The following is a 14240-nucleotide window of genomic DNA, read 5'->3' as shown; positions in this document are numbered from 1 at the left end:
GGGAAGAGGGATGTGTGATGTATAAGGTATTATTAATCGATGATGAAATACTGATCAGAGAACGGATTTCCAAAAAAATACCATGGAATCGATTGGGGTATGAATTAACTGGTACCTGTGCCAATGGGCAGGAAGCGATACCAATTATAAATCAGCAAGAGATAGATGTTATTTTAACTGATATTTGTATGCCTTATGTTGACGGGCTTGATCTGGCGAAATTTGTATATGAGAATCAAAGGAAGAGCAAGGTAGTAATCATAACCGGTTATGATGAGTTTGAATATGCAAAAAAAGCGGTAGAATACCACGTATTCTCCTATGTGTTAAAACCAGTAACTTCCATGGAACTAATGGAGAAATTAAGAGAGGTTAAATGTGTACTTGATGACGAGAGGGCAAGTCAGCAAGTGCTTTCCTATTATAAGGATAGTTACCCAATTTTAAAAAATCAGTTTCTACTGCAACTGGCTGAAGAGCGATTAAACAGTACTACCATATACAAAAAGATGTCAGAATTTCAGATGGATTTTAGCGGGAATTGTTATTGTGCAGTGATTTTATATTCAAAAGAGGGGTTGGGGAAACAGAAAATTCTTTCACTTGTATCAGAATTTAAGACCGTATTTGGGCAGGAGAAGGAGATCATACCATTTGAGGGAAATGATAAAAACATGGTTTTCTTTGGAAAGAAAAAAAACAGTTCTCTTCTGAAACAAGAAGTACGTATCATCTGTCAGACTGTAAAAACTCAGATTTGGAATCGATGGGGAAAAACCTTATTTTGTCTGATTGGGACCTGCGTTACGACTCTAGAACAGATCAATATCTCTTACCAGACCGCAATGGAACTAAAAGAGTATCTTTATCTCGATTGTAAAGCCGGAATGTATGAGTGGGAGAACTATCAGAAAGCACGAATGAATGTTAATAGCAGCATCTATGATAAGGTACATGAGAAACGAATCCTTCTGGCAGTGCAAAGCAATTTAATGGAAGAAGTAAGAAATGAATTATATGTAGTACGGGAAAAATGTCAGGAAAAATGGGTAGTAAAAAGTAAAGTTGTGGTTCTGTATCAGAACTTTATTTTGGCTGTTATGAATCATTTGGAACGGCTAAACCTGGTGGAAGAGTCTTTTTTTATGAAAGAACAGGAGTTACTTTATGGATTGTACCGATGTTCCTATCTGACAGAGATGGAAACAAAGGTATTGGAGTTTTTTGAACAGGCAATTGATCGGATCAACAAAAACCGGACGAACTATGGGGAGCACCAGGCCATGCTTGCTCTACAGTATATCAATGAGCATTATTCCGACGGTGATCTTACCTTGCAAAAACTATGTAAAACACTTTCCATTAGTGTCAGTTATTTTAGCTCTGTCTTTAAAAATCATACGGGGATGACGTTTGTAGAAGCACTGACAAAGCAAAGGATGGAACATGCACTTGAATTGTTGAAAAATCCTTCCATGAAAACCTATGAGGCTGCAGAACGTTGCGGTTATAGTGACTCCAATTATTTCAGTTCCATTTTTAAGAAAACAACTGGAAAAACGCCCAGAGACTATGCAAAATCTATCATTGGAAAAAAAGGGGGGTATGAATATCAGGATAAAATTTAAAAGTATCCGAACCCATATGGTGATTTGTTTTTCTTATCTGGTCCTTTTTGCTGTTGTAATCTTTATGTTTTTTTCCATTCATTATACCAAAGAGAGTGTAAAAGAACTCTCAATTAAGAACAATGGGCAGCTCATTGAGCAGGTCAATCTAAATATAGAAAACTATATTGATACCATGGAAAATATCTCTCAGGTCATACTCAATAACCGGAACATAAAGGAGTATCTATTTGAAGACAAGGAGATAGAAGGAAGGGAGCGTATTGGGGAAGAATTCCAGACCTTTCTACATATGAGAAAAGATATCTGCAATATAATCATTCTAGGTAATAACGGAAGGTATTTTATCAATGATGGAAAGAAACAATTAAATCCCTATGCACGACTGTATCAGAAAGAGTGGTACCAAGAGGCAAAAAAAGCAGGTGTAAACATTGCGATTTCTTCCTCTCATGTACAGAATTTGGTGCAAAATGAATATAAATGGGTAGTTTCCCTCACCCGGGGTATCATCAATCAAAGGACAGGGATGGTGGAAGGACTATTAATTATTGATTTGAATTATGATGTGATCAAAGATCTATGTGAGTCTCTTCGTCTGGGTGGAAAAGGTTACGTCTATATTGTGGATCAAAAGGGAGAAATCATCTATCACGATCAGCAGCAGCTGATACTCAGCGGACTAAAACATGAACTTTTAAACGAGGTAGTAAAACGCAAGGGGAGTTTTTCAAATCAAAGCAAACAGAGGGGAAGTAAGATCTACACACCCTATCATTCTTTAAAAACTGGTTGGACGATTGTATTGGTGGGAGATACATCGGAACTGGTTCGGGATGAAAGCACCATAAAAGTCATGTATTTGGGGGCAGCACTGGTACTTGTTGCACTAGTAATACTTATCTCCATTTTTCTGGCTGGAGCTATAATAAAGCCCATCAAACAGCTTCAGATAGCTATGAAAGAAGTACAGGAGGGCAGATTTGGACAGATTAAAGTGGATGCCCAAGGCGAAGAAGAAATTGTGGTACTAATTCAGTCCTTTAATTTAATGACCGAAAAGGTCAATGAATTAATGAAAAAAAATCTTGCAGAACAGGAGGAAAAGCAAAAAAGTGAATTAAAGGCTCTACAAGCTCAGATCAATCCTCATTTTCTCTATAATACATTGGATTCGATTATCTGGCTGATTGAAACCAACGATGCAGAGAATGCCATTCAAATGACAGCATTCCTTGCCCGGTTCTTTCGACAGGCGATTGGGACATCCTCTGTGTTTGTACCATTGATTAAGGAACTGGAGTATACCAGAAATTATTTACGCATCCAGCAAATGCGGTATAAGGACAAAGTATCGTTTCAAATCCAAGTGGATGAAGAGATTTTAAGTGGCTCCATAATTAAACTGGTATTACAGCCTTTGGCTGAAAATGCATTATACCATGGATTAAAATATAAGAAAGGGCAGGGGACAATTTTAATTACCGGTTATCGACAAGGAGAAGAAGTAAGAATCCAGGTTATGGACAATGGAATCGGAATGAGCCAGGAAACGCTGAAACACTTGTTTTTTGATTCCCAGAGGTCATCTGGCAAAAAACACAATGGAGTGGGGATTAAAAATGTGCAGAATCGTCTGCAGTTATATTATGGCTGTAAATATGGGATAACCGTAGAAAGCATGGAAAAAGTTGGCACAATTGTGACGGTAGTGATTCCTTATCAATGTATGGGGGTGGCAGATGAAAATTAGTAGAAGTTATATTTTGATGGGCATGATTGCCATAGCAGCAAGTATCGTTATGGCATTTTCTAATCCGTTGGCTAGTTTACATAAGAAAGATTCCATGACTATTATTATGATTCCAAAGGTAAAAGATCCCACCAATGATTTTTGGATGTCCATGATCTCCGGTGCTCAAAGTGCGGCAAGAGAAAATCAGGTCACCTTGGAAATATTGGCTCCTGATGTGGAAAATGATTGTCAAAGTCAGAAACAGTTTATCGAAGAAAGCATTCTAAGAAAGCCGGCGGCCATTATATTATCTCCCATTCAGTATTCGGAGATGACAGATACGGTAAGGAAGATTAAAGAAGCAGGGATTCCCCTGGTTTTGGTGGATTCCAAATTAAGTGAGAATGTGGAAGCCGCTTATGTGGGGACGGATAATGAAAAGGCTGGGCTCCAGATGGGGATTTTGATGAAAAAATATGTTAAAAAAGGAAGTAAAATTGCAATTATGTCCTATATTCCAGGAGCCTCCACGGCCATTGAGCGAGAGACTGGAGTTTCAAAAGGGTTGGGGGATTTTAAGGATAGAATCGAAACGGTTTTATACAGCAACTCAGATTATTTAGAGGCCTGCAGGTTAACCAAAAAATTAATAAAAGAGCAGCCGGATGTAGATTTGATTGCTGGATTAAATTTATATTCTACCGTGGGAGTGGCACGCGCCATTAAGGAAATGGGGGTCGCTCACCGTGTCCACGTAATTGGATTTGATAATGACGTGGAAGGAATTTTATACTTAGAGGAAGGAATCATTGATGCACTGATAGTCCAGAAACCGTTTAATATGGGGTATCTGGCTGTTCTAAAATCTCTGGAAGCAGTAAAAAAGGAGGTTGGGGAGACTGAAGTTTACTGTGAAACAGAAATTATAACACGAGATAACATCTATACGGATGAGAATCAAAAACTATTATTTCCTTTTTGATAAGAGATTGGCACAAAAAGGAAAATATTCTTCCTTTCAAGTAAGATATTCTATTAAAAAAATCCCACCAACCGATATACTTAAATCATGAATGAAAATGATTAAGAAGGAAGGTGAGGGTGTGGACGATGTATTACTAAAAATGAAAGGAATCGATAAAACGTTTCCCGGTGTACACGCCTTGGATCATGTGGATTTTACCGTGAACAAAGGGGAAGTTCACGCTTTGATGGGAGAAAATGGTGCAGGAAAGTCAACGCTTATGAAAATTCTAACGGGAATCTATACAAAGGATTCTGGAACCATTGAGTTTGAAGGAAGACAGATCAGTTTCCGCTCTCCAGGGGAAGCAATGGAAGCTGGAATTGCAATGGTTCACCAGGAACTTAATATGATTGATCACTTAACGGTTGCCCAAAATTTGTTTATTGGGCGGGAACGATTAAAGGGAACCATCATTGATGATTCTTTCATGATCAAAGAGGTAGAAGCATTGTTTCAACGTTTACATATTGACATAGATCCGTCGGAGACGATGGGGAATTTAACCATTGGCCGTCAGCAGATGTGTGAAATTGCCAAAGCAGTTTCCAAAGAAGTCAAACTAATTGTATTTGATGAACCAACGGCAGCGTTAACAGAATCTGAAATTTGCGAGCTCTTTAAAATCATTGGGGATCTACGGAAAAAAGGTCTGGGAATCGTATATATATCCCATCGCATGGATGAAGTAAAAGCAATTACGGATCAGGTTACGGTCATGCGGGATGGGGGGTATGTAGGAACGATTGTGACAAAAGATTGTACCAAAGATGAAATTATTCGTATGATGGTAGGTCGTGTCATCTATGAAACACCAAAGGAAAAAAGCAGGGTGTTAAATCAGGCAAGTGTGAGATTGGAAGTGAAACATTTAAGCAGCGGAAATATGGTAAAAGATGTTAGCTTTCAACTTCATAAAGGAGAAATTCTTGGAGTTTCTGGTTTAATGGGAGCAGGAAGGACAGAGATGGCGAGAGCTATATTCGGCGCGGATCGAAAGGATCAGGGGGAGATTTTAATAAGCGGAAAGCAGGTAAAGATCCGGTCCACGAAAGATGCGGTGCACCTTGGACTTGGATATCTGTCGGAGGATCGGAAGCGTTACGGCCTTGTCATCCAGAAAACAGTAGCAGAAAACTCAACAATGGCTTCTTTATCCAGATTTCAAAAAGGGTGGTTTATTGATAAGAGGAAGGAGCAAAAAACGGCACAAGAATATGCCGCCATTTTAGATACCAAGACCCCGAGTGTGAATCAGCTTGTGGTGAATTTATCGGGAGGAAATCAGCAAAAAGTAGTTCTTGCCAAATGGTTGATACGAGATTGTGACATTCTTATTTTTGATGAGCCAACCAGAGGAATTGATGTTGGGGCAAAAAGTGAGATCTATCAGTTGATGAATGACTTGGTTAAAAAAGGAAAATCCATAATAATGATTTCTTCTGAAATGACGGAAATCTTACGAATGAGTGACAGAGTCCTTGTTATGTGTGAGGGCCGTGTTACGGGGGATATGCCCATAGAAAAGGCAACGCAGGAGAAGATTATGGCGGCAGCTACGTTACGACTGGAAGGAGGAGAACAAGATGGAACGACTGAAAAACAATAAAGTTGTTAAGGCAATGGGTGCCCAAAGATTGGTGGCATTGGCTGCTCTGATTGCAATCTATGTGATCTTTGGTTTCTTAAATCCGCGGTTTGCTACTTACAGTACACTGGTTAATATATTTGATGCATCTTATTATATCGGTTTTATGGCAATTGGAATTTGTTTTGTGATCGCCACGGGAGGGATTGATCTATCCATTGGAACCGTTCTTACCATGTCTGGTCTTGTGGCTGGCTATTTAAGTGTTAATCTTGGATTGCCCATTTGGATGGTAATTGTTGTCTGTATCTTAATCGGTACAATCTTTGGAGTGATAAATGGAGTGCTGGTAGCGAAAATGGGGCTGCCTCCCTTTATAGCTACCCTGGGGACCATGATGCTGTCCAAAGGAATCGGATCCATCATCACAGGAGCACAATCCGTTACCTGGAAGTCTGGTTCTGATCCAGAGGGATGGTACCGAGCGATATTTAAGATTAAGACAGCAGATGGAATGCTGATTCCCACTGGATTTGTTTTGTTGATAGCGGCTGCTATTTTCATGGCAGTGGTTTTAAACAAAACCAGAACGGGGCGCTATATTCTTGCCCTTGGAAGCAACAAAGAGGCAACCAGGCTCTCTGGAGTTAATGTAGATCATTATTTAATGATTGCCTATATCATCAGCGGGACATTTGCAGGACTGGCAGGTCTTGCATATTCTACCATTTATTCTACATTATTGCCAGGAGGAGGAGCTGGATTTGAGATGGATGCCATAGCTGGAGTTGTAATCGGAGGCACATCGATGTCAGGCGGAATTGGAACCATTGCAGGAACCATGATTGGTGTATTTATCATCTCTGTATTAAAAACAGGACTTCCCTTCGTGGGACTGCAGACTCATTATCAGCAGGTAGCAACTGGTCTGGTATTAATTGTTGCTGTGTTTGCAGATGTATATCGGAATCGGAAAAAGAGGTAAAAAAATGGAGGGTTTTTATGAAGCGAAAGACTTTAAGTGTGCGTGTGATCTTGTTGGCGGCGATGATAGCGGCAATGGCTGGAGGCTGCAAACGTGAGGCAAATAGCAACGCAGATCCCATAACGGTTTATATGGTTGCAAAGGGATTCCAATCCCAGTACTGGCAGGCTGTTTATAAGGGGGCAAAAAAGGCAGCAGAAGAACTGGGAGTTCATCTAGAATATCAAGGACCAGACTCCGAATCTGACATTGCACAACAAGTTCAGTTGATGAATAATGCAGTTCAAATGAAGCCAGCGGCGATTGGCTTGGCAGCCCTTGATGTATCGGCCTTAAATGACAGCATTGTAGAGTCAATGGATGTTGGGATTCCAATTATTGGATTTGATTCTGGTGTGCCCGATGCACCGGAGGGGGCAGTTGTCTGCAATGCTTCAACGGATAATTATAAAGCAGGGGCAGTGGCGGCTGAAAACACCTTTCCTCTCATAAAGGAACGGATTACAAGTTCCCCTTCAAAGGTAAGAATTGGGGTGCTGAATCAGGATGCCACATCCGAATCCATTATTAATCGGGGGCTTGGGTTTATTGATACCATAACAAAGTTAATTGAGGCAGATGGAAAGCATGTGTCCATTGTGGGCAATGATAAGTTTGTGGATGATTCAAAAACTGAAAAAGGAGATTCTGGTGAAGTTATAATCGATGTTGCAGTTCCTTCGAAAGTAGAAGCCTCGCTGATGACCGGGGATGCTCAGACAATTCTTAATAAGGCTGATACCATCTGTATCTTTGCCTCCAACCAAAAGACGGGGGAGGGGTTAATTACTGGGGACGAAAATTTAGGCAGACTGGCAGACGATGTTATAGGGATTGCATTTGATTCCGGAACCATGATCAAAGAAGCAATAAAGGATGGTAGATTAAAGGGTGCAGTTACCCAGGCACCAGTGGAAATCGGGTATCAGACGGTTAAACTTGCGGTAAAAGCGGCGAAAAAGGAGTCGATAACGGATGTAGATACGGGAAGTCAGTGGTATACAGTTGAAAATATGGATCAGGAAGAAATTGCACAGAATTTATATGATTAATTTAAAAAGTACTCACTCAAATGAGAGTGGGTACTTTTGATGAAAAAAGGAGAAAAATAGTATGTTAAAAGGAATTCCACCAATCATTAGTCCAGAATTACTGAAAATATTATGCGAGATGGGACACACAGATGAACTCACGATTGGAGATGGAAATTTTCCCGGTCATACCTACGGGAAAAAGGTGATACGTCTGGATGGACATGGGGTACCGGAAGTATTAGAGGCCATCTTGCAAGTGTTTCCTCTTGATACCTATGTGAAGCATCCGATAACCTTGATGCAGGTAGTACAAGGAGACGACGTAAAGACGCCCATATGGGATCAGTATAAGGACATTGTGAAAAAGCAGGACAATCGGGGGGCAGATGCTTTTTTAGAGATGGACAAATGGGAATTTTATGAGAAAACAAAGCAACATTCATCGGTTGTGATCATGACCAGTGAAACTGCATTGTATGCAAATATCATATTAAGAAAAGGTGTGGTGTAAATATTCCACCGTTTCTGGATATAATACCCTTTGATTGCTATAATTAAAGTTCATTCTTAACGGTTGTGCATAGGAAATGAAACCCTTTATTTTATGATTTTATAATATGACAAATTAAACAATAATAGTACAAACAAAAGCGTATAGTTTGAAAATTTGAGATATAAACAAAAGATGAAGAATATTAAAAAAGAATAATCCGTATTGATTGGTATTACAAAGTGTAGTATTCTAACAAATAAGAAAATAGAATGCTACATACAACGGAATATCCGATTGTAAGGAGAGGCAATGGAAATAGAAAGGAGAATCACATGTTAACAACCATTAAAAATGATAAGAATCAGTATCGGAATTTAATCAATGGTCAGTGGGTAGAAAGTCAAACCGGAACTTATATGGATATCAAATCCCCGATTGGTGGAAGTGTGTTAGGGAGTATTCCTGCAATGTCAAAGGAGGAAGTTGATTCTGTTGTCCAAATAGCCAGAGAAGCTCAAAAAAAGTGGAGAGAAATCACAATCGATGAAAAAGCAGAAATGCTTTACCGGGTTTCTGATGTATTGCTTCAACACATCGAAGAATTTACGGAACTGCTGGTAAGGGAGATTGCAAAAGATAGAAAAAGCTGCCGGTCTGAGATCGAAAGAACTGCAGATTTTATCCGTTTTACTGCGGACACAGGAAAAAACATTTCAGGAGAAAGTATTCCTGGAGACAGTTTTCCGGGTGGAAAACACAATAAAATTTCCATCGTCAGAAGAGAACCTCTAGGAGTGGTTCTTGCCATTTCCCCGTTTAATTATCCGATTAACTTAGCCGCGTCAAAAATTGCCCCAGGTCTGATGGCAGGAAATTCCGTTATATTAAAGCCAGCAACGCAAGGGAGCTTAAGTGGATTGTATCTGGCTGGAATTTTTAAAGAAGCAGGTCTCCCAGCTGGTGTCTTAAATACCATTACCGGAAAGGGAAGTGAAATCGGAGATTATATCACAACTCACAAAGGAATCGATTTTATTAACTTTACCGGAAGTACGGAAGTTGGTACCCATATATCTGGAATTACCAGTATGGTTCCCCTGCTTATGGAACTGGGAGGAAAAGATGCCGCTATTGTGCTAGAAGATGCCGATTTGGAACTGACAGCCAAGAACATTGTGGCAGGCGGTTATTCTTATTCTGGGCAGAGATGTACAGCAGTAAAACGAATTTTAGTGATAGATTCCGTAGCAGATCAGTTGATCGGAAAAATAATACCTAAAATCGAAAAATTAAGGGCGGGGAATCCAGTGGATGAAGAGGTAGAAATTGTTCCCCTGATTAGTTCCAAAGCAGCTGATTTTGTGTGTGAATTGATGGAAGATGCCAAGGAAAAAGGTGCCGTATTGTTAACTGGAGGGAAACGAGAGGGGAATTTAATTGAGCCAACTTTATTTGACCGGGTAACAACTGATATGCGCCTTGCCTGGGAGGAACCCTTTGGTCCTGTGCTTCCTATCATTCGGGTAAAAGATAAAGATCAGGCCATAGAGATTGCAAATGCATCGGAGTATGGTTTGCAATCTGCAGTCTTTACTCAAAACATCAATCAAGCTTTTTACGTTGCAGATCGGCTTGAGGTGGGTACCGTCCAAATAAACAATAAAACAGAGCGAGGACCGGATCACTTCCCGTTTTTAGGAGTGAAAGCATCTGGAATTGGAACGCAGGGAATTCGGTATTCCATTGAATCCATGTCAAGACCAAAAGTTACAGTCATAAATGTATCCGATCCAGATTAATCAAAGTATAGAACGATAAGAAAGGTTGTGCCAAGGCACAGCTTTTTTTTGTGCAAACATTAGAATATCTACTGCATTTTCTACAAATTAGTCATAAAAAGAAAAAAAGCTAGTACTTTTAATAGCATAGGAGGAGCAATCTTATGATCGTATCGTGGCTTACCACCAATCAGTGTAATTTAAAATGCCGGCATTGCTATCAGGATGCCGGAAACAAAGAAGCAAAAGAGTTAACCACAAAAGAAGCGGAGAAGATGATCGGTGAGATAAAAAAAGCCGGGTTTCAAATCATGATTTTTAGTGGAGGAGAACCTCTGATGCGCCCGGACATTTTTCATTTGGTATCCTATGCGGCCCGTGTAGGGTTAAAACCCGTATTTGGAACCAATGGAACGCTATTAACCACCCATGCTGTAGAAGCACTAAAGAAAAGCCAAGCTGCAGTTATGGGAATCAGCATCGACAGCCTGAACGAAGAAAAGCATAACGATTTTAGAGGCGATCCAGAAGCATTTCGTTTGACTATGGATGGAATTAAAAATTGTAAAAAAGCGGGACTCCCTTTTCAGATACATACCACAGTGATGGATTGGAATGTAAGGGAAGTCAGCAATATTATTGATTTTAGTGTTGCTTCTCGGGCAATTGCCAATTATCTATTTTTCCTCATTCCAGTAGGAAGAGGAAAGTTTTTAGAAGAAACCGCTCTGGAGGTTATGGAATATGAACGTTTGCTGGAAACCATAATGAAAAAACAAAGAGAAGTACCCATTGACATCAAACCAACCTGTGCACCTCAATTTATCAGGGTAGCAAACGAGCTGGGAGTTAAAACCAGGTTCTCAAAAGGGTGTCTGGCAGGATTGTCTTATTGTGTCATTAGTCCGGTGGGAGACGTACGTCCTTGTGCTTATATGACCGAATCAGCAGGAGAGGTCAGGAAAACCCCTTTTGATGAGATTTGGAGAAACAGCAACTTGTTTTTACAACTGCGGACGAAGTATTATGGGGGAAAATGTCATGACTGTAACTATGGCGATACTTGCGGCGGATGCCGCGCCAGAGCGGCCTATTATCATAATGGAGACTATATGGCAGAAGACAGTTATTGTGCTTATAGAAAAAGTGAAATCGGTAAGGAGCTTAATACATGAGAATCAAAGGTCTTATTTGTGGAATTTCATTGTTGCTGGCGTGTTCTCTATCTTTTGGCTGCATTAATCAGGAATCCGTAAATCAAACAGAGGGGGACAAAGGCAATACATTTACCGATTCCCTGGGGCAAACAATACAAATGAAGACTCCCAAACGGGTGGTTGCATTGATGGGGAGTTTTGCCGAGATCTGGTTGGAATCGGGTGGAACGTTGGTGGGAGTCACAGATGATGCCTTTGATAAAAGAGGAGTGCAGCCAGAAAAGGACACCATTACCGTAGGGACCTATAACCGTCCCAATCTAGAAACAATCCTTGCATTGGGTCCAGATCTTGTTCTCTTGTCGTCCGAAACCAAGGAACATGTGGCGCTGAAAAAACCTTTAGAACAGGCGGGAATTCAGACTGTTTTTTTTCGGGTCACTGATTTTAATGACTATTTAAACATGCTAAAAATATGTACAGATATAACGAACCGATCTGATTTGTATGATAAAAATGGAAAAGAGGTGGAATCGCAGATTCAACAAATCATTACGGAAAGAAAAAAGATTGAAGAGTCTCCGTCTGTTTTATTTCTAATTACATATTCCGGGGGAGCCAAAGTTGAGGATTCAAAAACCATGACAGGAAAGATGTTAAAGGATCTAGGGTGCAGGAATATAGCGGATCAGAATGTAAGTCTGTTAAAGGAATTTAATATGGAATCAATCCTGGAAGAAAATCCTGATTTTATCTTTGTGATTCCTATGGGCAATGACGAGGAACGGACCAGAAAAAATTTAGTAGAAAGCATTGAAAAAAATCCAGCATGGAATGGACTTACAGCGGTAAAAAAGAACCGGTACATATTACTTCCCAAAGAAATGTTTCTCTATAAGCCAAATGCCAGATGGGGGGATAGCTATGAATATCTTAAAGAAATTCTTGACAGGAAGCAATAAAGGCTGCTGGCTTCTTGCGGGAATATCAGCTTTGGGGTTGATTCTAACGGTTTTTTGGGGGTTTTGCATGGGAGCCAATCCTATATCTGTTTTCACCTTCTTTTCCGTACTGCTTTATGGAACAAGCGATGACCCGCTTTATCAAATCATTACCATCGTACGGATTCCAAGAGTAATGGCAGCGCTTCTTGCTGGAAGCGGTCTTGCGGTATCGGGGACGTTGATTCAGTCTGTTCTTAATAACCCAATGGCAAGTCCCAATATTATCGGAATCAATTCAGGGGCTGGTTTCTTTGTTCTTTTGGTTTCTGTATGGCTAAATACAGATCCTTTTTTACGTTCTTTCTCTGCATTTATAGGGGCTATGCTTGCGGCCTTTTTTGTTTTGTTTATAGGAATGAAAAGCAGAATGTCCCGGCTTATGCTTGTACTTACCGGATTTGTGATCAACAGCCTCTTTGGTGCAGGGATGAATGCTGTATTGATTTTAAGTCCGGATTCCTATGTGGGGGCCGGGAATTTTTTGGTAGGAGGGCTTTCGGCGGTAACAGCAGATACTCTACTAATTCCAGGTGCATTTATTTTAACTGGAATCTTAGCTGCCGTGTTTTCTTCCAGAGGGCTTAATCTTCTTGGCTTGGGATCAGACCGGGCAAAGTCTCTTGGCATGAATGTGTTGGTATGCAAATGTATGTATTTATTCATTGCTGCAGTTTTAGCTGGTGCTGCCGTCAGTTTTGCCGGATTAATTGGATTTATAGGACTTTTAATTCCTCATTCTGTAAAATTATTGATTGGAAAGGATCACAGATTTGTGATACCGGCCAGTGCTTTTTTAGGCGGTATATTTGTCATACTCTGTGACTTATTCGCCAGAACCTTATTCCTTCCCTATGAGCTGCCTGTAGGGATACTCATGTCTTTGATTGGTAGTCCCTTTTTTTTGTATTTGATCCTGAAAAGCAAACAGAAAGATTCCATAAAATAGGAGGAATTGATGTTACGTCTAAACGATGTTTCTTATTCCTATGACAAAAAAACATTTATTAACCATATGAATCTAACGGTAAAATCTGGAAAAATAACCGCCTTGATTGGACGAAATGGCTGTGGAAAAAGTACGGTTTTAAAACTGTGTACCCGTCTGCTTACTCCAGATGAGGGGCAGGTTTATCTAGATGGAATTCCGGTTGAGACAATGAACCCCAAAGTCTTTGCCAGAAATGTTTCTGTGCTGCTGCAAAACAGTGAAATCCCTGATATGACGGTGGAACAAGCGGTATTATCTGCAAGATTTCCATACTGGTCCCCTTTTGGAGGACCTTCCACGGAGGACCGTGATCGTATGGAGGATGCCTTAACGGCTTCTGGCTGTCTTTCCCTTAGATATCAAAACATGTATAGAGTATCAGGTGGAGAACGTCAGAGAGCTTATCTTGCCATGATCCTGGCTCAGAACACTCCCTACCTATTTCTGGATGAACCGACTACCTATTTGGATCTTAATGTTTCTCATGAGATGATAAAACAGATCTATGAGCTAAATCGTAAATTTGGAAAAACAGTGGTTATGGTTCTTCATGATATAAATCTGGCTCTTAATTATACAGATTATATTTTGCTGTTAGAAAAGGGAAGCGTGGCTGCCTACAAACCCACAGCAGATCCCCAGTTATTAAGGAGAATCAGCGATTTATTTCAGATCAATATCAAAGATTTATCTGAAAATAATCGGAAGACTTATTTCTTTACATTAAAATACGAGGAAACGAATCCGTGTAAAAATTATTAATACTTTAAAAAACCGTAAAATAACT

General features: G+C 40.0%; 12 protein-coding genes. All 12 read left to right on the top strand.

From position 1 onward, the window contains the following. Positions 1-17 precede the first annotated feature (17 nt). The 12 genes from EFT72_RS06825 (at position 18) to EFT72_RS06770 (ending at position 14215) form a co-directional block, all read left to right on the top strand. Positions 18-1628, top strand: coding sequence for a response regulator (locus tag EFT72_RS06825; RefSeq protein ID WP_164473102.1), 1611 nt, complete (start codon positions 18-20; stop codon positions 1626-1628). Further along, positions 1606-3381, top strand: a complete 1776-nt coding sequence (locus EFT72_RS06820) for a sensor histidine kinase (protein ID WP_164473101.1) — start codon at positions 1606-1608, stop codon at positions 3379-3381. The genes EFT72_RS06825 and EFT72_RS06820 overlap by 23 nt, the downstream gene beginning before the upstream one ends. Beyond that, on the top strand, positions 3371-4345 hold the full coding sequence (locus tag EFT72_RS06815; RefSeq protein ID WP_124066160.1) for a substrate-binding domain-containing protein: 975 nt from the start codon (positions 3371-3373) through the stop codon (positions 4343-4345). The genes EFT72_RS06820 and EFT72_RS06815 overlap by 11 nt, the downstream gene beginning before the upstream one ends. Positions 4346-4466: 121 nt before the next feature. Further along, on the top strand, positions 4467-5996 hold the full coding sequence (locus EFT72_RS06810) for a sugar ABC transporter ATP-binding protein (RefSeq protein WP_124066159.1): 1530 nt from the start codon (positions 4467-4469) through the stop codon (positions 5994-5996). Further along, positions 5974-6960, top strand: a complete 987-nt coding sequence (locus EFT72_RS06805) for an ABC transporter permease (protein ID WP_124066158.1) — start codon at positions 5974-5976, stop codon at positions 6958-6960. Before EFT72_RS06810 ends, EFT72_RS06805 begins: the two co-directional genes overlap by 23 nt. Before the next feature lie 17 nt (positions 6961-6977). After that, positions 6978-8051 (top strand): substrate-binding domain-containing protein, encoded by a 1074-nt coding sequence (locus EFT72_RS06800; RefSeq protein WP_124066157.1) that lies wholly within the window; start codon positions 6978-6980, stop codon positions 8049-8051. Positions 8052-8112: 61 nt separating this feature from the next. After that, complete coding sequence (locus EFT72_RS06795; protein WP_124066156.1) at positions 8113-8544, top strand: RbsD/FucU domain-containing protein; 432 nt, start codon at positions 8113-8115, stop codon at positions 8542-8544. Between the two features lie 314 nt (positions 8545-8858). Beyond that, entirely contained in the window at positions 8859-10325 is a 1467-nt protein-coding gene (locus EFT72_RS06790; RefSeq protein WP_124066155.1) for an NADP-dependent glyceraldehyde-3-phosphate dehydrogenase, read from the top strand. Between the two features lie 143 nt (positions 10326-10468). Next, complete coding sequence (gene nirJ2 / locus EFT72_RS06785; protein WP_124066154.1) at positions 10469-11479, top strand: putative heme d1 biosynthesis radical SAM protein NirJ2; 1011 nt, start codon at positions 10469-10471, stop codon at positions 11477-11479. Continuing rightward, entirely contained in the window at positions 11476-12423 is a 948-nt protein-coding gene (locus EFT72_RS06780) for an ABC transporter substrate-binding protein (RefSeq protein WP_124066153.1), read from the top strand. The genes nirJ2 and EFT72_RS06780 overlap by 4 nt, the downstream gene beginning before the upstream one ends. Continuing rightward, the gene (locus EFT72_RS06775; protein WP_124066152.1) at positions 12386-13411 is read left to right on the top strand and encodes an iron ABC transporter permease; all 1026 of its coding nucleotides are present in this window, start codon (positions 12386-12388) and stop codon (positions 13409-13411) included. The genes EFT72_RS06780 and EFT72_RS06775 overlap by 38 nt, the downstream gene beginning before the upstream one ends. Before the next feature lie 9 nt (positions 13412-13420). Beyond that, the gene (locus EFT72_RS06770; RefSeq protein ID WP_124066151.1) at positions 13421-14215 is read left to right on the top strand and encodes an ABC transporter ATP-binding protein; all 795 of its coding nucleotides are present in this window, start codon (positions 13421-13423) and stop codon (positions 14213-14215) included. Positions 14216-14240 lie beyond the last annotated feature (25 nt).

It is taken from the genome of Clostridium sp. E02 (assembly GCF_003833015.1).
In the GTDB taxonomy this organism is placed as follows: domain Bacteria; phylum Bacillota; class Clostridia; order Lachnospirales; family Lachnospiraceae; genus Lacrimispora.
Note: the sequence above shows the minus strand (reverse complement) of the source record. Positions and strands in the feature narration are given on the sequence as shown.